This is a genomic window from Streptococcus sp. HMSC071D03, assembly GCF_001812125.1.
Lineage (GTDB): Bacteria > Bacillota > Bacilli > Lactobacillales > Streptococcaceae > Streptococcus > Streptococcus pseudopneumoniae_N.
Genome location: NZ_KV807750.1, coordinates 20,478 through 43,434, shown reverse-complemented (window position 1 = coordinate 43,434; position 22,957 = coordinate 20,478). Strand labels below are relative to the sequence as shown.

At 42.4% G+C, this 22,957-nt stretch carries 21 protein-coding genes; 6 read left to right on the top strand and 15 right to left on the bottom strand.

What is annotated here, in order from left to right:
* Positions 1 to 88 precede the first annotated feature (88 nt).
* Positions 89 to 718, top strand: a complete 630-nt coding sequence (locus HMPREF2837_RS05335) for an MBL fold metallo-hydrolase (RefSeq protein ID WP_049548627.1) — start codon at positions 89 to 91, stop codon at positions 716 to 718.
* A 39-nt stretch (positions 719 to 757) separates the two neighbouring features.
* On the opposite strand, the gene HMPREF2837_RS05330 is transcribed toward HMPREF2837_RS05335, so the two are convergent.
* On the bottom strand, positions 758 to 2,650 hold the full coding sequence (locus HMPREF2837_RS05330) for a M13 family metallopeptidase (protein ID WP_049548626.1): 1,893 nt from the start codon (positions 2,648 to 2,650) through the stop codon (positions 758 to 760).
* 179 nt (positions 2,651 to 2,829) lie between these two features.
* Here HMPREF2837_RS05330 and HMPREF2837_RS05325 point away from each other — a divergent pair, with 179 nt between their 5' ends.
* The 5 genes from HMPREF2837_RS05325 (at position 2,830) to HMPREF2837_RS05305 (ending at position 6,820) form a co-directional block, all read left to right on the top strand.
* Positions 2,830 to 3,552 carry a metal ABC transporter ATP-binding protein gene (locus tag HMPREF2837_RS05325; protein ID WP_049548625.1) on the top strand — a complete coding sequence of 241 codons (723 nt, stop codon included), beginning with the start codon at positions 2,830 to 2,832 and terminating at the stop codon, positions 3,550 to 3,552.
* Positions 3,549 to 4,397 carry a metal ABC transporter permease gene (locus tag HMPREF2837_RS05320; RefSeq protein WP_075230716.1) on the top strand — a complete coding sequence of 283 codons (849 nt, stop codon included), beginning with the start codon at positions 3,549 to 3,551 and terminating at the stop codon, positions 4,395 to 4,397. The genes HMPREF2837_RS05325 and HMPREF2837_RS05320 overlap by 4 nt, the downstream gene beginning before the upstream one ends.
* Positions 4,398 to 4,428: 31 nt before the next feature.
* Positions 4,429 to 5,358, top strand: coding sequence for a metal ABC transporter substrate-binding lipoprotein/adhesin PsaA (psaA, locus tag HMPREF2837_RS05315; protein ID WP_000733076.1), 930 nt, complete (start codon positions 4,429 to 4,431; stop codon positions 5,356 to 5,358).
* A gap of 227 nt (positions 5,359 to 5,585) precedes the next feature.
* Entirely contained in the window at positions 5,586 to 6,080 is a 495-nt protein-coding gene (gene tpx / locus HMPREF2837_RS05310) for a thiol peroxidase (protein WP_049548623.1), read from the top strand.
* Positions 6,081 to 6,169: 89 nt separating this feature from the next.
* Entirely contained in the window at positions 6,170 to 6,820 is a 651-nt protein-coding gene (locus HMPREF2837_RS05305; protein ID WP_049548622.1) for a metal-dependent transcriptional regulator, read from the top strand.
* Positions 6,821 to 6,863: 43 nt separating this feature from the next.
* Here the strand turns inward: HMPREF2837_RS05305 and dtd are convergent, their stop codons facing one another.
* From dtd to HMPREF2837_RS05235, 14 genes are all read right to left on the bottom strand, one after another.
* Positions 6,864 to 7,307, bottom strand: coding sequence for a D-aminoacyl-tRNA deacylase (gene dtd, locus HMPREF2837_RS05300; protein ID WP_049548621.1), 444 nt, complete (start codon positions 7,305 to 7,307; stop codon positions 6,864 to 6,866).
* Positions 7,308 to 7,336: 29 nt separating this feature from the next.
* Positions 7,337 to 9,553 carry a RelA/SpoT family protein gene (locus HMPREF2837_RS05295; RefSeq protein ID WP_049548620.1) on the bottom strand — a complete coding sequence of 739 codons (2,217 nt, stop codon included), beginning with the start codon at positions 9,551 to 9,553 and terminating at the stop codon, positions 7,337 to 7,339.
* Positions 9,554 to 9,699: 146 nt separating this feature from the next.
* Complete coding sequence (locus tag HMPREF2837_RS05290; protein ID WP_049532807.1) at positions 9,700 to 10,830, bottom strand: ABC transporter ATP-binding protein; 1,131 nt, start codon at positions 10,828 to 10,830, stop codon at positions 9,700 to 9,702.
* 113 nt (positions 10,831 to 10,943) lie between these two features.
* Positions 10,944 to 11,813, bottom strand: a complete 870-nt coding sequence (locus HMPREF2837_RS05285) for a helix-turn-helix domain-containing protein (protein ID WP_049548619.1) — start codon at positions 11,811 to 11,813, stop codon at positions 10,944 to 10,946.
* Positions 11,814 to 11,816: 3 nt separating this feature from the next.
* Complete coding sequence (locus HMPREF2837_RS05280) at positions 11,817 to 12,203, bottom strand: Mini-ribonuclease 3 (protein WP_049548618.1); 387 nt, start codon at positions 12,201 to 12,203, stop codon at positions 11,817 to 11,819.
* On the bottom strand, positions 12,196 to 13,539 hold the full coding sequence (gene cysS / locus HMPREF2837_RS05275) for a cysteine--tRNA ligase (protein WP_049548617.1): 1,344 nt from the start codon (positions 13,537 to 13,539) through the stop codon (positions 12,196 to 12,198). The genes HMPREF2837_RS05280 and cysS overlap by 8 nt, the downstream gene beginning before the upstream one ends.
* 17 nt (positions 13,540 to 13,556) lie before the next feature.
* Entirely contained in the window at positions 13,557 to 14,078 is a 522-nt protein-coding gene (locus tag HMPREF2837_RS05270) for a dihydrofolate reductase family protein (RefSeq protein ID WP_049548616.1), read from the bottom strand.
* Positions 14,079 to 14,240: 162 nt separating this feature from the next.
* The gene (locus HMPREF2837_RS05265; RefSeq protein ID WP_049548615.1) at positions 14,241 to 15,002 is read right to left on the bottom strand and encodes a nucleoside phosphorylase; all 762 of its coding nucleotides are present in this window, start codon (positions 15,000 to 15,002) and stop codon (positions 14,241 to 14,243) included.
* A gap of 3 nt (positions 15,003 to 15,005) precedes the next feature.
* Positions 15,006 to 15,872, bottom strand: coding sequence for a GNAT family N-acetyltransferase (locus HMPREF2837_RS05260; protein WP_049548614.1), 867 nt, complete (start codon positions 15,870 to 15,872; stop codon positions 15,006 to 15,008).
* Positions 15,873 to 15,883: 11 nt separating this feature from the next.
* Positions 15,884 to 16,501: a serine O-acetyltransferase gene (cysE, locus tag HMPREF2837_RS05255; RefSeq protein WP_049548613.1), complete on the bottom strand. Its 618-nt coding sequence runs from the start codon at positions 16,499 to 16,501 to the stop codon at positions 15,884 to 15,886.
* A 14-nt stretch (positions 16,502 to 16,515) separates the two neighbouring features.
* The gene (gene pnp, locus HMPREF2837_RS05250) at positions 16,516 to 18,738 is read right to left on the bottom strand and encodes a polyribonucleotide nucleotidyltransferase (RefSeq protein ID WP_075230715.1); all 2,223 of its coding nucleotides are present in this window, start codon (positions 18,736 to 18,738) and stop codon (positions 16,516 to 16,518) included.
* Between the two features lie 353 nt (positions 18,739 to 19,091).
* Positions 19,092 to 19,961, bottom strand: a complete 870-nt coding sequence (metF, locus tag HMPREF2837_RS05245) for a methylenetetrahydrofolate reductase [NAD(P)H] (RefSeq protein ID WP_049548611.1) — start codon at positions 19,959 to 19,961, stop codon at positions 19,092 to 19,094.
* Positions 19,962 to 20,023: 62 nt separating this feature from the next.
* Positions 20,024 to 22,273 (bottom strand): 5-methyltetrahydropteroyltriglutamate--homocysteine S-methyltransferase, encoded by a 2,250-nt coding sequence (metE, locus tag HMPREF2837_RS05240; RefSeq protein ID WP_049548610.1) that lies wholly within the window; start codon positions 22,271 to 22,273, stop codon positions 20,024 to 20,026.
* Between the two features lie 259 nt (positions 22,274 to 22,532).
* A complete protein-coding gene (locus tag HMPREF2837_RS05235; protein WP_000797748.1) occupies positions 22,533 to 22,826 on the bottom strand; it encodes a helix-turn-helix domain-containing protein in 294 nt (97 codons plus the stop codon).
* Between the last annotated feature and the right edge of the window lie 131 nt (positions 22,827 to 22,957).

Sequence of the window (22,957 nt, the reverse complement as noted above, 5' to 3'; positions counted from 1 at the left end):
TCTTTTATGGAGGGACTCTTTTGTTGATTCCTTATTTTATGCTTCTGTGTTATACTAGAAACTGTAAATCTTTGAAAGAGGAAATCCTATGAAAATCCATAAAACTGTGAATCCTATCGCCTATGAAAATACTTATTATCTTGAAGGAGACCATCACCTGATTGTGGTTGATCCGGGTAGCAACTGGGAGGCTATTCGTAAGACTATCGAGACCATCAATAAACCGGTCTGTGCGATTCTCCTAACCCACACCCACTATGACCATATCTTGAGTCTGGACTTGGTCAGAGATACTTTTGGAAATCCTCCCGTTTATGTAGCGGAAAGCGAAGCCACTTGGCTCTACACTCCAGTTGACAACCTCTCTGGTCTCCCTCGTCATGACGATATGGCAGATGTCGTATGTAGACCAGCTGAACACACCTTTGTCTTTCATGAAGAATACCAGATTGAGGAGTTCCGCTTCACTGTATTACCAACTCCAGGCCACTCTATCGGAGGAGTTTCATTTGTTTTTCCAGATGGTCGCTTGGTCTTAACGGGTGATGCACTCTTCCGAGAAACTATTGGACGAACAGACCTACCTACAGGTAGCATGGAACAACTCCTTCATAGTATCCAAACCCAGCTCTTCACCCTCCCTAACTACGACGTCTATCCAGGACATGGTCCGGCTACGACTATCGCCCACGAAAAAACTTTCAATCCATTTTTCTAGCAAGTGAAAAACCAAGGACAATCATCCTTGGTTTTTTGATTACCAAATAATCACGCGGTCTTCTGGTGAGCGCCACATGCCGTCGCCTTCTTTGACATCATAGGTTGTAAAGAAGTCATCAAAGTTTGGCACTTGGACGTTAACGCGGAGTTTTGCTGGCGCGTGCACATCAACACTAGCCATGAGTTTCATCAACTCTGGGCGGCCTTTCATTCGCCAGATACGAGCAAAGTTATGGAAGAACTCTTCAGCTGAGAAATCTGGTTCTCTCTTGGCAGCTTCTAGCGCTGCAGCGATTCCTCCTAGGTCAGCAACATTTTCTGATACGGTCAATTTACCGTTAATCGTTGCGCCGTAAGATTCTTGGCCGTCAAACTGGTCGATAACCTTCTGAGTTTTCTCTTTGAAGGCTGCATAGTCGCTCTCAGTCCACCAATCCTTGAGACTTCCATTTTCATCAAAGGAAGCTCCATTAGTATCAAAGGCGTGAGAAATTTCATGGGCAATAACCGCACCGATTCCACCATAGTTGGCAGAAGATGACTGATGCAAATCATAGAATGGAGCCTGTAAGATAGCAGCTGGGAAGACAATCAAGTTCTTTTGTGGATTGTAGTAGGCATTGACCATATGAGCAGGCATTCCCCACTCCTTGTAGTCAACTGGCTGGTTCCACTTGCTCCAGCTGTGCTTGATTTCCACACGCGCAAAGGCTAGGGCATTCTCAAAGAGGCTAGCAGATTCATCCACTACCTTGTCCTTATAGCGGGCTGGTAGCTCCTCTGGATAACCAATATAAGGCTTGATGACATTGAGTTTGACGATGGCTTTTTCTCGAGTTTCAGGAGTCAGCCAGTCATTTTGGGCTAAACGTTCCTTATAAACATCAATCATGGTCACCACTTTTTTCTCTACGTCTGCCTTGGCTTCCGGAGAGAATTTTTCGTGGGCGTACCAAAGGCCCAGGGCTTGTTTGAATGGCCCTTGAGCTAAATGGTACGCAGCCTTGCGTTTATCTTGGGCTTCTGGAACTCCTGAAAGAGCACGGCCATAAGCACCTGACAAGATACGAATCTCATCTGTCAGATAACTAGTTGAAAGATTAACCACACTTAAGATCAAGGTTGCCTTGAGTAAAGGCCAAGCTTCTTCACTATAGAATTGCTCTGCTGCTTGCCAGAAACGTTCTTCATCTACAATGACCTTATCAGGTACTTGACCAAGAACAGCTTGGAAAAAGTCATCTAGAGGTAGAGCAGGGGCAAACTTTTTGAAATCTTCATAAGAATATGGATGGTAAAGTTTGGCATATTCTGAACTTTCTTCATTAGAGAGGACTACAGCTGCGATACGACGGTCCAATTCCAATCGTTTCTCTAATAAATCTTCGATTTCTTCATCTGAGAAGTTATAGGCTTTGAGGAGATTAGAAGTACTTTCTTTCCAAAGGTTCAATAATTCCTCACGCTGAGGATGGTCTTCCGCATAGTAGGTTGTATCAGGCAAGATAGTTCCTGGAGCACTAGCCCAAAGAACATTGGTTCTAGCATCCATAAAGTCTGGTGATACACCAAATGGAAGGAAGTTTGGTTTGCCAGCTAATTCAAACTCTGCTAGTTTACCTGCGAAATCCGCAAAACTCTCTAAATTCTGGTATTCCTTCAATAAAGGAAGAATTGGCTCGATTCCATCAGCTTCTCGCTTATCGAAATCTCTCACCATAGCGTGGTATTTGACAAAATTTGCCAAGATAGCATCTTCTGTAACATCTTCTCCAGCCAACCATTTGTCGGTTGTCGTTAGCATCAACTCTTCGATTTCTTCGTCGAGATCGATAAAACCACCTGTTCTCGATTTATCAGCTGGAATGACGGCAGTCTTTTCCCATTCACCATTTATAGCATCATAAAAATCATCTTGATAACGTGTCATCTTGTTCTCGCTTTCCTATTTTCACTTATTCCTAGCTTAGCAAAAATCCCTAGGGATTGCAATTAAAAATGCCGAGTTGACCTCTTATTTTAATCATTAATATTTTAAATTTTTACAAAAATTAACTTGACTTAAAAATAAAATTAAGGTATATTAAAAATTAGGAGGAATATAACTGTATGATACGTATCGAAAACCTCAGTGTCTCCTACAAAGAAACGTTGGCACTAAAGGATATTTCACTAGTGCTCCAAGGACCAACGATTACCGGAATTATTGGTCCAAACGGTGCTGGGAAATCAACACTATTAAAAGGTATGCTGGGAATTATCCCACATCAAGGTCAGGCATTTCTCGATGACAAGGAAGTTAAAAAATCCTTACATCGAATCGCCTATGTCGAACAAAAAATCAATATCGACTACAACTTTCCCATCAAGGTCAAGGAATGCGTCTCGTTAGGACTCTTTCCCTCTATCCCTCTCTTTCGAAGTTTAAAGGCTAAACATTGGAAGAAAGTGAAAGAAGCCCTTGAAATCGTCGGCCTAGCTGACTACGCAGAACGGCAAATCAGTCAACTGTCTGGAGGTCAATTCCAGCGGGTCTTGATTGCCAGATGTTTGGTGCAGGAAGCCGACTATATCCTCTTGGATGAACCCTTTGTTGGGATTGACTCTGTCAGTGAGGAAATCATCATGAATACGCTGAGAGATTTGAAAAAAGCTGGGAAGACGGTTCTGATCGTTCACCACGACCTCAGCAAGGTTCCCCACTACTTCGATCAAGTCTTGCTTGTCAATCGAGAAGTGATTGCCTTTGGTCCAACCAAAGAAACCTTTACCGAAGCCAATCTCAAAGAAGCTTACGGTAATCGACTCTTTTTCAATGGAGGTGATCTATGATTGCAGAATTTATCGATGGATTGCAAAAATTCCATTTCTTACAAAATGCCTTGATAACAGCCATTGTCATCGGGGTCGTAGCTGGAGCTGTAGGATGTTTCATTATTCTACGCGGGATGTCACTCATGGGAGATGCCATTTCACATGCTGTCTTACCAGGTGTAGCCCTCTCCTTCATCTTGGGCGTTGACTTCTTTATCGGAGCCATTGTCTTTGGATTACTAGCTGCCATCATCATTACCTACATCAAGGGAAACTCGATTATCAAAAGCGATACCGCCATCGGCATTACCTTTTCTTCTTTCTTAGCCCTCGGTATCATCTTGATTAGTGTCGCTAAAAGTTCAACTGACCTTTTCCATATCCTTTTTGGTAATATCCTGGCCGTCCAAGATACAGATATGTTTATTACCATGGGGGTTGGTGCAGCCATTCTCTTGTTAATCTGGATTTTCTTCAAGCAACTCTTGATAACTTCCTTTGATGAACTCTTGGCTAAAGCCATGGGAATGCCTGTCAATTTCTATCACTACCTTCTCATGGTACTCCTGACTCTCGTGTCTGTGACCGCCATGCAAAGTGTCGGAACTATCCTGATTGTAGCCATGCTGATTACCCCAGCTGCAACTGCTTATCTGTATGCTAATAGCCTGAAAAGCATGATTTTCCTTTCCTCAACCTTTGGAGCGATAGCTTCAGTTTTGGGGCTCTTTATCGGCTATAGCTTTAACGTTGCGGCAGGTTCTAGTATCGTGCTCACAGCTGCTAGTTTCTTTCTCATTAGCTTCTTTATCGCTCCAAAACAACGATATTTGAAACTGAAAAATAAACATTTGTTAAAATAAGGGGCAAAGCCCCAATAAATTGGAGGATCTAATGAAAAAATTAGGTACATTACTCGTTCTCTTTCTTTCCGTCATCGCTCTTGTAGCATGTGCTAGCGGAAAGAAAGATGCAGCTTCTGGTCAAAAACTAAAAGTTGTTGCTACAAACTCAATCATCGCTGATATTACTAAAAATATTGCTGGTGACAAGATTGATCTTCACAGTATCGTTCCTGTTGGTCAAGACCCACACGAATACGAACCACTTCCTGAAGATGTCAAGAAAACTTCTCAAGCTGATTTGATTTTCTATAACGGGATCAACCTTGAAACAGGTGGCAATGCTTGGTTTACAAAATTGGTAGAAAATGCTAAGAAAACTGAAAACAAAGACTACTTTGCAGTCAGCGAAGGTGTTGATGTTATCTACCTTGAAGGTCAAAACGAAAAAGGCAAAGAAGACCCACACGCTTGGCTTAACCTTGAAAATGGGATGATTTTTGCTAAGAATATCGCAAAACAATTGAGCGCTAAAGACCCTAGCAACAAGGAATTCTACGAAAAAAATCTCAAAGAATATACTGATAAGCTAGACAAACTTGACAAGGAAGCTAAGGAGAAATTTAACAACATCCCTGCTGAGAAAAAACTCATTGTAACCAGCGAAGGATGCTTCAAATACTTCTCTAAAGCCTACGGCGTTCCAAGTGCCTATATCTGGGAAATCAATACTGAAGAAGAAGGAACTCCTGACCAAATCAAGACCTTGGTTGAAAAACTTCGCCAAACAAAAACTCCTTCCCTCTTTGTAGAATCAAGTGTGGATGACCGTCCAATGAAGACTGTTTCACAAGATACAAACATCCCAATCTACGCACAAATCTTTACTGACTCTATCGCAGAACAAGGTAAAGAAGGCGACAGCTACTACAACATGATGAAATACAACCTTGACAAGATTGCTGAAGGATTGGCAAAATAATACTCTTCGAAAATCTCTTCAAACCACGTCAGCGTCGCCTTGCCGTACTCAAGTACAGCCTGTGGCTAGCTTCCTAGTTTGTTCTTTGATTTTCATTGAGTATAAGCCTCTGAAAAACGTCATTCTCACATGAGCTGGCGTTTTTTCTATGCCCATATTTCCGGTCAAATCATTGGAAAATTCTGACTGTTTCAGCTAAAATGGAAGAAAAAAGATTGGAGTATCTTATGGTAACTTTTCTCGGAAATCCTGTGAGCTTTACAGGTAAACAACTACAAGTCGGCGACAAGGCACTTGATTTTTCTCTTACTGCAACTGATCTTTCTAAAAAATCTCTGGCTGATTTTGACGGTAAGAAAAAAGTCTTGAGTGTCGTGCCTTCTATCGATACAGGCATCTGCTCAACTCAAACGCGTCGTTTTAACGAAGAACTGGCTGGACTGGATAATACGGTCGTCGTGACTGTTTCCATGGACCTGCCTTTTGCCCAAAAACGTTGGTGTGGTGCTGAAGGTATTGAAAATGCCATCATGCTTTCAGACTACTTCGACCACTCCTTTGGACGCGATTATGCCCTCTTAATCAATGAATGGCATCTGCTTGCTCGAGCCGTATTTGTTCTCGATGCTGACAATATTATCCATTATGTTGAGTATGTGGACAATATCAACAGCGAACCAAACTTTGAAGCAGCCATTGAAGCAGCAAAGTCGCTTGACTAAAAGAAAGCCCACTTGTAACAAGACAGAAAGCTAGAGAAATCTAGCTTTTTTTGGTATACTAGATGGAGATAATAAACAAGGAAATGCGAATGACACCAAATAAAGAAGATTACTTAAAATGTATTTATGAGATTGGCATGGAAGTTCCTAAGATTACCAACAAGGAAATCGCTGCTCGGATGCAGGTATCACCTCCTGCGGTAACTGAGATGATCAAGCGCATGCAATCCGAAAACCTTATATTAAAAAATAAAGAAAATGGCTATATACTAACGGATATTGGTTTAAAGCTGGTCTCTGAGCTTTATCGTAAGCATCGACTGATAGAGGTCTTTCTAGTTCACCATCTAGACTATACCAGCAATCAGATTCACGATGAGGCTGAGGTATTAGAGCATACAGTGTCAGACCTTTTTGTGGAGCGACTGGAAACTATGTTAGGCTTTCCAAAGACCTGTCCCCATGGAGGAACCATTCCTGCTAAGGGTGAGCTTCTAGTTGAGGTTAATAACCTGCCACTTTCTGATATCAAAGAAGCAGGGACCTATCTACTAACTCGGGTTCACGATAGTTTTGAACTTCTCCAGTATTTGGAAAAACATAGCATCCATATTAGAGACCAACTCCAAGTCAAGCAGTTCGATGGCTTCTCTAATACCTTCACTCTGATTCACAACAATGAAGAACTCCAAGTCAGCCTCGAAATCGCAAAACAACTCTATGTTGAAAAAATGAACTAAAGTCTTTATCAGCAAAAAACCAAGCCCGCTAGCTTGGTTTTTCTTATCTATTTTTGGTGTCAAGAATGATTGTTACCGGTCCATCATTGACCAGTTCCACCTGCATATCTGCTCCGAAAATACCTGTTTTCACAGGAACTTCCTTGGCTAGTTCTCGGTTAAAATCTTGATAGAAATCCTCTGCAACATCAGGCTTAGCAGCACCTGTAAAAGCTGGGCGATTCCCTTTTTTGGTATCGGCAAAAAGAGTGAATTGAGAGATGGAGAGTATTTCTCCTTGGATATCCTTGACTGATAAATTCATCTTGCCTTCGGTATCTGAAAAGATACGCATATTGACAAGTTTTCTCACTGCATAATCCAAATCTTCTTTTTGATCCTCAGGGCCAACACCAACTAGGAGTAATAATCCCTGCTGGATTTGTCCATATACCTGACCTTCAATGCTAACTTGGGCTTTTTTGACCCTCTGAATAATGATTTTCATAATAGCCTTTCTAGATCTATCGCCCCAACTTAACCATTGGTCCGTTTAACAGAATAGACTTCTGGTACACTCTTAATCTTATCAACTACCGTTGTCAGAGTTGAAAGGTTAGAAATCCCAAATGAAACGTGAATATTCGCAAATTTCATATCTTTGGTAGGCTGGGCATTGACCGTTGAGATGTTTTTAGTTGTATTTGACAAGACCTGTAAAACATCGTTCAAAAGTCCAGTACGATTGAGACCGTAAATATCGATATGAGCCATATATTCCTTGCTTGAGAATTGATCTTCCCACTCAACATCTAATAGACGTTGTTCGTAGTTTTCCTGTGAACGAAGGTTCATACAGTCTACACGGTGGATGGCAACTCCGCGTCCTTTGGTAATATAGCCGACGATATCATCACCTGGAACAGGGTTACAACATTTGGCAATCCGGATCAAGAGTCCAGAAGCACCTTGGATGACTACTCCACCCTCATGCTTAACCTTAAGCGTATCCTTGTTCTCCACCTTGACTTCGCCACCCTTGACCAATTCTTCAGCCTCTGCCTTGGCCTTGGCACGCTCTTCTTCACGACGTTCCTTCTCCGTCAAACGGTTAAAGACAGTGATGGCTCCGATTTCTCCAAAACCAATGGCTGCGAAAAGGGCTTCTTCTGTTTTGTAACTAGTTTTTTGGAGGACTTCATCCATATGACGCTTGTCCATAAATTTATTAGCCACATAGCCATTCTCCTGGAATTGACTCATCAGCATTTCACGGCCCTTGTTGATGGACAATTCTTTGTCTTGGTTCTTAAAGAACTGACGAATCTTGTTCCGAGCTTTGCTGGTCTTGACCATGGTAAGCCAGTCACGACTTGGCCCAAAGGAATTTGGATTGGTGATGATTTCAACCTGGTCACCCGTTTTTAGCTTGGTAGTCAAGGGAACCATACGACCATTAACCTTGGCACCAGTCGCCTTTTCACCGATTTTGGTGTGAATCTCATAGGCAAAGTCAATCGGTCCAGAATCCTTTGGAAGAGAGCGAACGGCTCCGTCTGGAGTAAAGACGTAGATTTCTTCTGCTAGGTAATTCTCTTTAACCGTCTCTACGAAATCCTTGGCATCATCGGACTGGTCTTGAAGCTCCATCATCTCCTTGATCCAGTTCATACCGATAGCAGATTCCTTGCCATTAACCTGCCCCTTAATACCTTTTTTATAGGCCCAGTGAGCAGCAACCCCGTACTCAGCAACCTCATGCATTTCCTTGGTTCGAATCTGGAATTCAATAGGTCCCTTTGGTCCATAAACAGTTGTATGGATGGACTGGTAACCATTGGCCTTACGGTTGGCAATGTAGTCCTTAAAGCGTCCAGGCATTGGTTTCCAAAGCTCATGGACATATCCCAACATAGCATAGACATCACTTTGAGTATCTAGGATACAACGAATGGCAATCAAATCGTAGATCTCTTCAAAGCGTTTCTTCTTGTCCTGCATCTTACGATAAATCGAATAGATATGCTTGGGACGACCATAGATTTTTCCTGTAAGGTGGCGTTCTGATGAATATTCCTCAAGTTTTGTCACAACCTCATCTACCAAGGCTTCACGTTCTTGACGTTTTTCCTTCATCATGTGACTAATCTTGTAAAACTCAGTCGGATTTAAATAACGGAAGGATAGGTCTTCTAGTTCCCACTTAACACTTGAAATCCCTAAACGATGGGCAAGCGGAGCATAGATTTCCATGGTTTCTCTGGAAATTCGTTCCTGCTTATCTTTACGAAGGTGATTAAGGGTTCTCATGTTATGCAATCGGTCAGACAGTTTGACCAAGATAACACGGATATCCTCTGACATAGCCATGAGCATCTTGCGGTGGTTTTCAGCTAGCTGCTCCTCGATAGACTTATACTCAACCTTCCCTAATTTGGTAACCCCATCCACGATAATGCGAACATCGTGACCAAACTCTCTCTCTAAATCATCCAAAGTCGTTTCCGTATCTTCAACCACGTCATGCAAAAAACCACAGGCAACAGTGACAGCGTCTAGCTTGAGCTTAGCCAAAATACCTGCTACCTGAATAGGATGGATAATGTAGGGTTCGCCAGATTTACGATATTGACCACTATGGCATTCTACAGCGTAAACCAAGGCTTTATGTACAAAAGCCACATCTTCTTTCGATAAATATTTCTGTGTTAAAGCGACAACTTCATCGCCTGAATAAATTACTTCTTTGGGCATGCATACTCTCCAGTTCTTCCTACCATTTTAACACTTTTTTGACAATATGAAAACTAGAAAAGCCTAGTTCTGTAAGAGTTTGCTTATCTTAGCAAAAAAGCACTACTAGAAAAACTCTAGTAGTGCTGACACATTTAAAATCTATCTTAGTAAACTGTTCTTTCAGTTTCTACGTCGAAGAAGTGAGCTTTGTTCAAGTCAAATCCAAGTTCAACTGTTGCACCAGCTTGCAAGTAGTCACGAGCGTCAACTTTTGCAACGAACTCATCTTTACCAACTTGGCAGTATAGGTGAGATTCTGAACCAAGCAACTCTGATACAGAGATAGTTGCTTTCACAACTGATTCTGGGAATGTTTCAAGGAATGCAGGTTCTGCATTTACGTCTTCTGGACGGATACCGAAGATCAATTCTTTACCTTCGTAGCCTTTTTCACGAAGAACTTTCAAGGCACCTTCTGGAACTTTCAAGTTAAAGCCGTCAGCAACGATGTGGTCACCGTTCAATTTAACGTTGATAAAGTTCATAGCTGGGCTTCCGATAAATCCTGCTACGAATTTGTTAACTGGGTTTTTGTAAACTTCTTGAGGAGTACCGATTTGTTCAACACGTCCGATAGTACCTGTTCCAGCAGGGTTCTTAGTTGCTGACATGATAACGATACGGTCTGCAAGCGTCATCGCTTCTGTTTGGTCGTGAGTTACGTAGATAGTTGTAGCTCCGATACGACGGTGGATTTTAGCGATTTCAGCACGCATTGATACACGAAGTTTCGCATCCAAGTTTGACAAAGGCTCATCCATCAAGAATACTTTTGCATCACGGACGATCGCACGCCCCATGGCAACACGTTGACGTTGACCACCAGAAAGGTCAGCAGGTTTGCGTTCCAAGAATTCTTTCAATCCAAGGATTTCAGCTGCTTCTTGTACACGTTTGTCGATGTCTTCCTTGCTGTATTTACGCAATTTCAAACCGAAAGCCATGTTATCGTATACAGTCATGTGTGGGTAAAGAGCGTAGTTTTGGAATACCATGGCGATATCACGGTCTTTTGGAGCTACGTCGTTGACTACCACGCCATCGATAGATGCAGTACCTTCTGTGATGTCTTCAAGACCAGCAATCATACGGAGGGTAGTTGATTTACCACATCCTGAAGGTCCTACGAAAACGATAAACTCTTTATCTTTGATGTTCAAGTTGAAATCTTCAACTGAATAGTGTTCGCTGTTTGGATATTTTTTGTAAATATTTTTAAGATTTAATTCTACCATTGTGGAGAACTCCTTTTGTCATTTGATAGTTTTATTATAGATGAAAACGCTTAACTAATCTATGGCAAGTTGACCAAAAAAATAAAAAAGTTCTGTGCAACTTGCACAAAACTTTAGATTATATCTGGTAAAATCAACTGATAACACAAGGTTAGGTCAGTCAATTCTTTCAACTGAAGACCGGTCAATTCTTCCCATTTATCAATCTTGTACTGGAGAGAATTGCGATGCAGATAGAGTTGTTGAGCTGTTTTTGTAAGGACAGCACTGTTTTCCCACAGTGAAAGGATGATTTCCTGAATCTGATCCTGGTCCACAATCATCCGATGCAGATATTCCTTGATTACTCGGAGATCCACAATTCTTTCACCCATACTCCACAGATAAAGTTGAGAAAAGGTATGAACTCCTTGATGACCGTGACGCCACCAAATCTTAAAGAGTTCACGCTCTGCCTTAATCAAGTCCGCTAAGGTTTGGTAGGCATTCTGAGCCCAGACCTGCCCCAGCATAATCGATAGACGAACTCCAAAGTCATACTCTACCGCTTCGATAGTGTCTGTTAGGATAGAACGAACTGAAGAGTACTTGTCCTGTTGAAGAACAAAAATGTAATCCTGAGCCCCCACCTGAATCGTAGTCAAGTAATTTGGAAACAGGGTTCGCATCATCTCTAACCAAGAAGACAAATTCTCCTGTTGAAAATAGGATAGATGACAATAGACAAGTTGCAACTTTTTAAAGTTTTGCGGTGCCTGTCCCTTACCTTCGATCAGATAAGTATACCAAGGATTGAGGGAAATGGTTTGCTCCTGTTTGGTTAAAAGAGCTACCAGTTGTTTTTCACGCTCGCTAAGGCTAGCTTCCTCAAGCAAAAACCACTGATAATTTGACAGAGGTAGACTTAGATAACCCTCTTTATCAACTGGCTGATCTAAGATTTTACCGTCAGGAAACCAATCTAGTAGTTCTTTTGCAATCATGTGCTATTCCTCCACTTTTTGGATGCACCAAGAGATCAAAGCTTCTAATCGCTCCATATTTTCAGTCATATGGAGATAGCCCATGACCGCTTCAAAACCTGTAGACATACGGTAGGTAACAACATCCGCGTTCTTTGCCTTGGTATGACTATTGGTATTGCGACCACGTTTATAGATTTCTTCTTCCTTTTCCGTTAGGACTTCTTCTTCTAGCATGAGGGAAATCAAGCGTGCCTGAGCCTTGGCCGATACATACTTGGTTGCCTCTTGGTGGAGTTTATTGGGCTTGGTCATGCCTTTGAGAATGAGATGGCGACGAATATACATAGAGTACACCGCATCTCCTTCAAAGGCTAGAGCAATCCCGTTAATGAGATTGACATCAATCACGTGTCCACCTCACTCCATCCTTGGTATCCAGTAGCTTAATCCCTTGAGCAGCCAGTTGGTCACGGATTTGGTCAGCTGTCGCAAAATCACGATTGGCACGCGCTTCTTGGCGTTTTTGAATTAAGGCTTCGATCTCTTCATCCAAAACTTCCTCGACAAAAACAATACCAAAGACCTCTAACATAGCTGCAAGAGCTTCCTTAACCGTTGCATCATAGTTGCCTGAGTTGATCCACTTAGCCATTTCAAAGACAACGGTGATTCCGTTAGCTGTATTGAAATCTTCATCCATGGCCGCTACAAACTTATCTTTAAAATCTTGCAACTCTTGGGCATCCACATTCCCTATAAATGGTTGATCATAGGTGTTCTTCAAATACTTGAGATTTGTCTCCGCATCACGCACTGCTTTTTCCGTAAAATTGATAGGCTTACGGTAGTGCTGAGTCGCAAAGAAGAAACGCAAAACTTGACCGTCGATCGTTTCGAGGGCATCGTGTACCGTAATGAAGTTACCCAAAGACTTAGACATCTTGACATTGTCGATATTGACAAAACCATTGTGCATCCAGTAGTTGGCAAAGGTCTTTCCTGTTTTAGCTTCAGACTGGGCAATTTCGTTAGTATGGTGAGGAAACTCAAGATCAGCTCCACCACCGTGAATATCGATAGTATCACCCAAAATCTCCGTTGACATAACCGAACACTCGATATGCCAGCCTGGACGACCAGGACCCCAAGGGCTGTCCCAAGAAATCTCACCTGGTTTGGCTGCTTTCCAAAGAGCAAAATCTACCGGATTTTCCTTGCGAGCAGTTTCTTCATCTGTACGACCTGAAGCACCTAACTCCAAGTCTTCTAGGGTTTTATTGGCTAACTTAGCATAGTTGTGGGATTTTTCCACACGGAAATAGACATCGCCCTGACTCTCATAGGCATAGCCTTTTTCAATCAGGTCTTCCACAAAACGGATGATGTCAGCCATAAACTCGACTACTCGTGGATGACGGGTAGCAGGCTTGACGCCCAAGGCCGTCACATCCTCACGAAAGGCTGCGATATACTTATCCGCTACTTCCTGAGGAGTAATCCCTTCTTCCTTGGCACGGTTGATAATCTTATCATCCACATCGGTAAAGTTGGAAATATAGACAACTTCGTAGCCACGGTATTCGAAATAGCGACGAATAGTATCAAAAGCTACTGTCGAACGGGCATTCCCCACGTGGATATAATTGTATACAGTTGGCCCACAGACATACATCTTGACCGTCTTTTCGGTAATAGGCACAAAATTCCGCAAGCTGCGGGTCATGGTATCGTAAATTTTAATCATGCGGTCCACTCCCTTCTCTATTTCTGACTTTTTCGGCTGAAAACCAGCTCTGCAAAAGGACCAAATTGTCTGAGGCTATCCAGTTGGTAAAAGCGCTGCCCTTCCTCTTGGGTAAAGAGGGGAACCCCCTTTCCCAGGATAAGAGGCGCTATCTGAATAATGAGGTGGTCGAAAAGATCCGCATCCAAGAGCGGTCCTACCAAGGAATTACCACCAATCACAAAGACATTTTTGCCTTTGTCAATCTGGTGAACAAAGTCCACCACATCCCCAGCCACTGGCTGATAATTGCTGACAGGCAGGTGCCTAGCATGCGTAAAGACATAGTTTTCCGTAGCTTGATAAAAACTTTCTACATCTTGCAAATCTTGGATTTCCTCAAAGGTCCGCTTGCCCATGATGGTGATATCCATTTGCCTGTAAAAGTCATCATAGCCTGTATCCTCTACAGAACTAAGTTGATGCAGCCAGTCTATCCTGTGCTGGCTGTCTGCCAAGTAGCCATCCATGGTGATGCAGCCGTAAAAATATACTGCCATTCTTGTAGTTTCCTTTCTAGTTCTGCTTCTCCTTCACTTAGCGGGATAGACCCAGATGATTAGACCTAAGCTAATCAAAGTATTCAGCAAAATCCTTGCTGGACAAGAAAAATAAGCCAGACAACAGTAATTCCAATTCGTACCTATTAGTAGAGAGTAGTTTCAATCCAAATCTCTAGCAATAACTAGGGCAATCTCAAAGAAAGTCATAGCATCCGCTTTTCTATCCTCGCGTCTAGCATCCCATTCGTGATTGTGATGATCGACATAGTCAGCTGTGTAGAAAAATTGATAGACATTGGCTTGTCGATATTGGGCCCAGGCCATGATAGCTGAAGCTTCCATATCAACAACTCTAGCTCCTGCCGCTAGTCTTCGTTTGACTTTAGCAGCTGTCTCACGATAGAAGGCATCTGTGGTCCAAGACTTTGTTCGAATATGCTCAATACCAGCTTTATCCAAGGCTTTTTCCATAGTTAAGAGTAGAGATCGCTCATAAGCTATTTCATCACTTGCTGGAGCATAGTGATAACTAGTACCTTCATCACGTAAAGCCGAGCTTGGTAGGATAATCTTATCTGCTTGAATAGACTGGTCCAGAACTCCACAAGACCCTAAAACGATAAAGTTCTTAAATCCTCTTGCTTTGAGTTCTTCTAAGAGTCCAACAACCATTGGAGCTCCAATAAGAGCCATAGCAACTGCTACCTTACTCCCATCTTTTTCATAGATATACCATGGCAGTTTGCCACTTAGATTGGTAAGATAGCCACCTTCGTAGACACCATCTATCTGCTTTACTCGTTCAAGGATTTCTCCATTAAAAGACAAGATAATGGTATCACAAACTTCCCCACCACTAAGGAGGCTTCGATCAGTTGGCTCGATAACAGCAGGTACATTTTCAAATTCTTCTAATAGCATTTATTACTCTTTCGCATTCAGATAAACCACTTGGGTTTGTTTGACAAAGCCGATTTTTTCATACAAGCGCTTAGCACCTACGTTGCTATCCTCTACTGCAATCTGAAATTCCTTATCATTTTGCTCAATCAGTTGGTTGACGAGGGATTTTGCTAGATAGCTTCCGTAGCCTTGCCCACGTTCAAGCTCATCTATTGCTAAACCATAGAGGTAATTCGTATTACTCGATAAATCAACTGTACAAGTTCCAATAACCTGACCGTCTTTTAACAAAATATATAAGCGACTTTCTGGATTCTTCAGAGCTTCAGCGACATATCTATCCACAACTTCTTTAGATTCATGTTCCTCTGAAAATACCTGAAATTTTAACTGACTAATTTGATCCTGATAGGAACGATCTGCTAACAAAACGTCCAGATTGGAAAGTTTTGCTAACGGATAAGGTCTTCTATCCTTACCTAACCAGGTTTCTGTCTCTTCATCCTCGACCAATCCCCAGTTGTTGACAAAATCAGGATGGCGCTCTAGAAAAACACGCTCTGTCTGAAAAGTCACAGACTCAATTGGATAAGATGCCGTTTCTTTCTCAAAACTTCTATACAAAGCCCGCGCAATTCCTTGACGGCGATGATCTGGATGAACCAGTATCGTCACTTCCACATCTTGATCATCTGCATAAACCGTTAATAGGCCAACAAGTTCGCCTTTTTCGTAATAAAGGAAAAAGGCGGGCATGTTTGGGTCAAAATTAAGCATGTTAGAGAGATAGGGATCACGATAGGTACCGTCATAGTTTTGGCAACAGTTAATTAGTTTTTTCGCCTCAGATAACTCCTCTTTGCTTAACTTGTTTCTTGCTTGAATCATATAGGTATCCTCTACAAACCAGACGATCTGTGACTGGCTTCTCTAGCATGCTCAAGTTTATTGACGTAGTATTCACGTTTTTCTTCGACTTCGTGAATGGTTGGTTCATCCTTTTGTCCGTGAACACGGACAATTTTAGCAGGAATGCCGACAACCGTCACATCACTAGGAACATCTGCCACAACGACCGCAGCGGCACCGACTTTGGCATTTTCACCGATTTCTACAGGTCCAATGACTTGGGCATGAGCAGAGATGAGCGCTCCTTTACGAACAGTCGGATGGCGTTTACCACAATCCTTCCCTGTCCCACCAAGAGTAACCCCATGGTAGAGAAGAACACCTTTTTCAACGATAGCTGTCTCCCCAATCACAAGTCCTGCCCCATGGTCAATAAAGACACCTGATTCGATCTGAGCACCAGGGTGAATCTCTATCTGCGTCCAAAAACGCCAAAACTGGCTGTGCATACGAGCTAAAAGCTTAAAGCCATGTTCCCAGAGAAAATGAGAGAGACGGTGAGCAGCCAAGGCTTTCACACCAGGATAGGTCAAAAGAACCTCCAAAGTGGTGCGAGCCGCTGGATCATTTTCTTTTACGATATCAATGGTTTCACGCCACCATCCCATACATTTCTCCTTTCTTATTCTGAGTCTTTTGGTGTTTCTGTAGTTTCTTTCTTAGGTTTGTGGTCCTTGTGGTGGTGACGAGGACGATCGCCATGACGATGACCTTTATCCCCTTTTTCTTCTGAACGTTCAGGTTTTGGCGGACGTGGCAAGAGTGCCTTCATAGAAGCATCTACACGACCTTTTTCATCAATCTTAATAACTTTCACATCAACAAAATCACCAATTTGAACTAAATCTTCTACATTGTTAGTACGAGTCCAAGCCATTTCAGAGATGTGTACGAGGGCATCTGTCTTGTCAAAGAGGTTGACAAAGGCACCAAATTTCTCGATACGAACAACCTTGGCATGGTAGACTTCGTCCACTTTGGCTTCACGAACCAAACCAGCAATGATTTCTTTAGCACGGTTGATGGCATCTTGGTCGCTAGAGTAGATAGATACGTTACCTTCTTCGTCGATGTCAATCTTAACGCCTGTTTCAGCGATGATTTTGTCGATGGTTTCTCCACCCTTACCGATGACAATCTTGATCTTATCAACATCAATCTTGATGGTATCAATTTTCGGAGCTGTTGGAGCCAATTCTGGACGAACTTCTGGAATAGTTGCTTCGATCACATCAAGGATTTCAAAACGAGCTTTCTTGGCTTGAGCAAGAGCCTCCGTCAAGATTTCAGCAGTGATCCCTTGGATCTTGATATCCATCTGAAGGGCTGTAATACCGTCGCGAGTACCTGCAACCTTAAAGTCCATATCTCCAAAGTGGTCTTCCAAACCTTGGATATCTGTCAATACTGTATAGTTGTTTCCATCTGAGATGAGACCCATAGCAATCCCTGCTACTGGTGCCTTGATTGGCACACCACCAGCCATAAGGGCAAGAGTTCCCGCACAGATAGAGGCTTGAGATGAAGAACCGTTTGATTCCAAGACTTCTGCTACTAGGCGGATAGCGTATGGAAATTCTTCCAAGCTTGGCAATACTTGAGCAAGGGCACGCTCACCAAGAGCACCGTGACCAATTTCACGACGACCAGGCGCACCGTAACGTCCAGTTTCCCCTACAGAGTATTGAGGGAAGTTATAGTGGTGCATAAAGCGTTTCTTGTACTCTGGATCCAAACCATCGATGATTTGCGTTTCACCCATTGGCGCCAAAGTCAAGATAGAAAGAGCTTGCGTTTGTCCACGAGTAAAGAGACCTGAACCGTGCACACGGGGAACGAAGTCAACAACCGCATCCAAAGGACGGATTTCATCGACCTTACGACCATCAGGACGTACCTTGTCTTCTGTGATCAAACGGCGCACTTCTGCGTGTTCCATTTGTTCCAAGATTTCAGCTACATCACGCATGATACGGTCAAATTCTTCGTGGTCCGCATATTTTTCTTCATAAACAGCAGTCACTTGGTCTTTAACTGCTTGAGTTGCAGCTTCACGCGCCAATTTTTCTTCTACTTGAACCGCTTTTTGAAGGTCACTGTTGTAGGCTGCGATGATTTCAGCTTGCAATTCCTCATCCACATGAAGCAATTCTACTTCTGCTTTTTCTTTACCGACTGCCGCAACGATTTCTTCTTGGAAGGCAATCAATTCTTTAACGGCTTCGTGTCCTTTCAGAAGAGCTTCCAACATGATTTCTTCTGACAATTCTTTGGCACCAGACTCTACCATGTTTATAGCGTGCTTAGTACCAGCTACTGTCAATTCAAGAAGCGATTGCTCTGCTTGTTCTTGACTTGGGTTGATGATGATTTCCCCATCAACATAACCTACTTGTACTCCAGCGATTGGGCCATCAAATGGAATATCTGAGATAGAAAGTGCCAATGATGAACCAAACATAGCTGCCATTGGTGCAGATGCATTTTCATCGTAAGAAAGGACCGTATTGATAACTTGCACTTCGTTACGGAAACCTTCCGCAAACATTGGACGGATTGGACGGTCAATCAAACGCGCTGTCAAAGTCGCATCTGTTGAAGGACGTCCTTCACGTTTCATAAAGCCACCAGGAAATTTCCCAGCCGCATACATTTTTTCTTCGTAGTTGACTTGAAGCGGGAAGAAGTCCCCAGTTGCCATCTTCTTAGACATAACGGCAGCAGTCAAGACAGTTGACTCACCGTAACGCACCACAACAGAGCCATTTGCTTGCTTAGCAACCTGACCAGTCTCTACGATCAACTCACGACCCGCAAAAGTCGTTTGAAACACTTGTTTTGTCATTTTAATCCCCTTTGGATTGATAATATTATACGCCTTGCCTACAAAAATCAGGATACAAAGGGCGTTAAGAATCCCGTATGAAAATAGGAGATTGACGCAGTGTGCGATGCACACCAGGAAATCTATCTTTTTCACTAGGGATTTAGCCCGTGTTCAACTCCGAAATTACTTTAGTTCTGATTCTTTAACTTACATCTCTTTGATATAAGATTAAGACTGCTTAAATATCGTTTATACCCTCATCTTTGTATCAAGTACGTACAGAGTCTATTTTATCATATTTTTCTTAAAAAGTGCTGGCTTTTCTATTAAAAAGGAACCATTCCTCCATGAAAAGAGGAATGGTTTATTGTTTATGATCCTTGAGGTTGATGATTGAACAAGGCATGGGTTGCTTGATGGATGTATTGGGCAGTTTCTGCATTGTTCATAGTGTAGAGATGCACACCTGCAACGTCCTGAGTTACCAAGTCCACGATTTGGTCCACGGCATAGGCAAGTCCTGCTGCTCTGAGTGACTCAGGGTCATTCTCATACTTGTCTAAGATAGCTTTAAACTTACGTGGGAGATGGATATTCTCACAAGTCTTCAAAAGACGAAGAGCTTGGTTACGGTTGAGGATTGGCATGATACCCGCATGAATAGGCACATCAATTCCAGCCAAGGTACACTTGTCTTGGAAATCATAGAAACGCTCATTGTCAAAGAAGAGTTGCGTTACTAGACTAGAGCATCCTGCATCCACTTTTTTCTTAAGATTTTGGATATCTGAGATTTGGTTTGGCGAATCAGGGTGTCCTTCAGGATAACAAGCACCAATGATATCAAAGTGTGGGGCCTGCTCCTTGATAAACTCGATCAGGTCTGTCGCATAACGGAAATCCTTCTGTGGCTCAACACCTGGAATGATATCTCCACGAAGAGCCAAGATTTTCTGTACTCCAACCTTATCCAAATCTACAATTGTCTCAGCAACCTTATCTTTGGTCAAGTAAATAGCTGGCAAGTGAGCGATTGTCGGAATAGCCAAATCATTTTGGATATAGTCAGCCAAACGAACCGTCGTCTCTTTGATATTAAATTTATTATTGCTGGCAGTCACACTGATGAAGTGTGGAGCCAAGTCTTGCATGTTTTGCAGAGCTCCAATAATTTTATCATTGCCTACTGCTGGGTTTGGAGGGAAAACTTCAAATGAGAGGGACGGTGTTTGACGTGACATATGTATGAACCTTTTCTAGTTGATTTCTTACTGATCAACCATGTATGGAGAAATGTCTTTTCTTACAATTTCTCACGCGCAGCTTTAGCTGCTTCTACAAGGCGGATCAAGCTTTCTTTAGTTTCTGGAATACCACGTGTTTTCAAACCACAGTCAGGGTTGATCCAAACTTTTCTGCTTGGTACTTTAGCAAGAATCGCTTCGATGGTGTGGTCGATTTCGCCTTCATTAGGCACACGAGGTGAGTGGATATCGTAAACTCCAGGTCCAACTTCTGTTTGGAAGTTTTTCGCTTTGAGTTCGTCCAAGATTTCAAGGTTTGAACGGCTAGCCTCAAATGAGATAACGTCTGCATCCAAGTTGTCGATAGCTGGGATGATATCTGTAAATTCTGAGTAACACATGTGAGTGTGGATTTGTGTGTCTGGTGCTACTGTTGAGTGTACCAAGCGGAAGGCAGGAATTGCCCAGTCAAGGTAGTCTTCGTACCAGTCGCTACGACGGAGTGGCAATTTCTCACGAAGAGCAGCCTCGTCGATTTGGATGATTTTCACGCCTGCAGCTTCAAGGTCAAGAACTTCATCCTTGATTGCAAGAGCGATTTGAAGAGTAGAATCCTTGATAGAGATGTCTTCACGTGGGAATGACCAGTTAAGGATGGTAACAGGTCCAGTCAACATACCTTTAACAGGTTTGTCAGTACGACTTTGTGCATAGCTAGACCATTTAACAGTGATTGGGTTGAGACGAGTCACATCACCCCAGATGATCGGTGGTTTAACTCCACGCATACCGTATGATTGTACCCAACCGTTTTTAGAGAAGAGGTAACCTGACAAGTTTTGACCGAAGTACTCAACCATGTCGTTACGCTCGAATTCACCGTGTACAAGCACGTCAAATCCAACTTCTTCTTGCCATTTGATCCATTCGTCGATGGTTTCAGCAAGGAAGGCATCGTATTCTTCTTGTGACAATTCACCCTTACGGAAGGCCAAACGTTTAGCACGAACTTCTTTTGTTTGAGGGAATGAACCGATGGTTGTTGTTGGAAGAGCTGGAAGTTTGAAGGCATCTTCTTGGATAGCTTCACGTTCAGCAAAGGCTGGCAAACGAGTGTAGTCTGCATCTGTCAATCCTGCGATACGAGCACGAAGTTCCGCATTGACACCAACACGTTCAGTCGCAAAGAGTTCTTTGTTAGCAACAAGAGCTTGTTCACCTTGACCGTTGCGGATAGCATCCAAGTCACGGATCTCATCCAATTTTTCAACTGCGAAAGCAAAGTGGTTCAAGATTGCTGGTTCAAATTCTTCATTAGCAGTTGTAAATGGCACATGAAGGAGTGAGCATGAGCTTGTCAAGACAATGTTTTCAGCTGGAATTTGCTCAAGAACAGCCAAGCTCTTTTCGTAGTTGTTACGCCAAATATTTTTACCATTGACAATACCTGCGTAGAGAGTCTTATCAGCTGGGAAACCACCTTTAACGAGTTCAAGAGTTTTCTTACCTTCAACGAAGTCCAAACCAATGGCATCTACTGGCAAGTTTACAAGGTCAGCGTAGACGTCACGAACGTCACCGAAGTATGTTTGAAGCAAGACTTCAAGACCTTTTTTATCAGCTAAAAGCTTGTTGTAGAGGTTTAAGAAGAGGGCTTTTTCTTCAGCTGTCAAATCTTTGACAAGAGCCGCTTCGTCCAGTTGGATACGAGTCGCACCAAGTTCAGCCAATTTTGCAAAGACTTCTTGGTAAGCAGCTACAAAGCTATCTACAAAGTCTTCTGCTTTTACGCCTTCTTCAAAGTCTGATAATTGAAGGAAAGTGAATGGACCTACAAGGACTGGACGAGTGTTAAGACCAAGTTCTTTGGCTTCTTGGAACTCATCAAAGATCTTGTGTCCAGCCAATTTCACTTGAGTGTCTTTTTCAAACTTAGGAACGATGTAGTGGTAGTTGGTGTTGAACCATTTTTTCATCGGAAGGGCACGAACATCCCCTTTTTCTCCTTGGTAACCACGTCCCAAAGCAAAGTAGCGCTCAAGATCAGATAATTCTAAGTTTTGTACTGATGCAGGAACTACGTTGAAAAGGAAAGCAGCATCAAGGAAGTTGTCATAGTGAGAAAAGTCATTTGATGGGATTTCAGTAATACCTTTTTCTTTGACAATGTTCCAGTGTTTAGCACGCAAGTCTTTAGCAGCAGCCAAAAGTTCTTCTTCTGAGATTTCTTTTCTAAAGTATTTTTCAGTTGTAAATTTTAATTCGCGGAATTCACCCAAACGAGGGAAACCGATAATTGTAGTTGACATGTTTTGTCCTCCAAAAATTGTTGTTGAAACTATCTTAACAGAAAAGAAACTGTCTGTATAATTGTAAAAAATTAGGCTTTGATATAGTTTCAAACTATATCGATATTTCGAGCACAAAAAAAGATTTGAGACAAATACCTCAAATCCTTTGGTAGACAATGATTGATAGAGTTTTTAAATATCTACGTTTAGAACAAAAAATTAGTGAACCGAGAACTGACTATGGCTTGTTATTAGAAAAGACTATAGGTCAGTTTAATCAACTTTTTTCCTGTTCAAGTGGAACGACTGCTAGTGTCTTTCCTAAACTGGCTAAAACTTTTAAGACCGTATCCAACTGAGGGCTCGTCTTTCCTGTTTCCATCCTAGCTATGACAGGCTGGCTCACTCCACTAAGTTCTTCTAGCTTTTTTTGACTGATTCCTTGCTCATGTCTAGCCTCAATCAATTCACTCATGATTGCCACCCGCATATCACTTTCAAGGATTTCCTCCTTGGTGAAGAGTTGAGACCGGACATCCTTCCAATTACTCCCAATGGCACTATTTTTCATCACTTAACCCTCTTTCTTTTAAGTCCTTCAGTTCATGCTTGGCTTTTTTAAAATTATAACTTAAAAGTTATTAAAAGTAAATCCAAATATTCATAAAAAGAAGAGGCTGGGACAAAAGTCCTAGCCTCTCA

Bases quoted from the DNA above. Each gene is read 5' to 3' on its own strand.
- HMPREF2837_RS05335 (WP_049548627.1), top strand. From the start codon at position 89: ATGAAAATCCATAAAACTGTGAATCCTATCGCCTATGAAAATACTTAT.
- HMPREF2837_RS05330 (WP_049548626.1), bottom strand. From the start codon at position 2,650: ATGACACGTTATCAAGATGATTTTTATGATGCTATAAATGGTGAATGG.
- HMPREF2837_RS05325 (WP_049548625.1), top strand. From the start codon at position 2,830: ATGATACGTATCGAAAACCTCAGTGTCTCCTACAAAGAAACGTTGGCA.
- HMPREF2837_RS05320 (WP_075230716.1), top strand. From the start codon at position 3,549: ATGATTGCAGAATTTATCGATGGATTGCAAAAATTCCATTTCTTACAA.
- psaA (WP_000733076.1), top strand. From the start codon at position 4,429: ATGAAAAAATTAGGTACATTACTCGTTCTCTTTCTTTCCGTCATCGCT.
- tpx (WP_049548623.1), top strand. From the start codon at position 5,586: ATGGTAACTTTTCTCGGAAATCCTGTGAGCTTTACAGGTAAACAACTA.
- HMPREF2837_RS05305 (WP_049548622.1), top strand. From the start codon at position 6,170: ATGACACCAAATAAAGAAGATTACTTAAAATGTATTTATGAGATTGGC.
- dtd (WP_049548621.1), bottom strand. From the start codon at position 7,307: ATGAAAATCATTATTCAGAGGGTCAAAAAAGCCCAAGTTAGCATTGAA.
- HMPREF2837_RS05295 (WP_049548620.1), bottom strand. From the start codon at position 9,553: ATGCCCAAAGAAGTAATTTATTCAGGCGATGAAGTTGTCGCTTTAACA.
- HMPREF2837_RS05290 (WP_049532807.1), bottom strand. From the start codon at position 10,830: ATGGTAGAATTAAATCTTAAAAATATTTACAAAAAATATCCAAACAGC.
- HMPREF2837_RS05285 (WP_049548619.1), bottom strand. From the start codon at position 11,813: ATGATTGCAAAAGAACTACTAGATTGGTTTCCTGACGGTAAAATCTTA.
- cysS (WP_049548617.1), bottom strand. From the start codon at position 13,539: ATGATTAAAATTTACGATACCATGACCCGCAGCTTGCGGAATTTTGTG.
- HMPREF2837_RS05270 (WP_049548616.1), bottom strand. From the start codon at position 14,078: ATGGCAGTATATTTTTACGGCTGCATCACCATGGATGGCTACTTGGCA.
- HMPREF2837_RS05265 (WP_049548615.1), bottom strand. From the start codon at position 15,002: ATGCTATTAGAAGAATTTGAAAATGTACCTGCTGTTATCGAGCCAACT.
- HMPREF2837_RS05260 (WP_049548614.1), bottom strand. From the start codon at position 15,872: ATGATTCAAGCAAGAAACAAGTTAAGCAAAGAGGAGTTATCTGAGGCG.
- cysE (WP_049548613.1), bottom strand. From the start codon at position 16,501: ATGGGATGGTGGCGTGAAACCATTGATATCGTAAAAGAAAATGATCCA.
- pnp (WP_075230715.1), bottom strand. From the start codon at position 18,738: ATGACAAAACAAGTGTTTCAAACGACTTTTGCGGGTCGTGAGTTGATC.
- metF (WP_049548611.1), bottom strand. From the start codon at position 19,961: ATGTCACGTCAAACACCGTCCCTCTCATTTGAAGTTTTCCCTCCAAAC.
- metE (WP_049548610.1), bottom strand. From the start codon at position 22,273: ATGTCAACTACAATTATCGGTTTCCCTCGTTTGGGTGAATTCCGCGAA.
- HMPREF2837_RS05235 (WP_000797748.1), bottom strand. From the start codon at position 22,826: ATGAAAAATAGTGCCATTGGGAGTAATTGGAAGGATGTCCGGTCTCAA.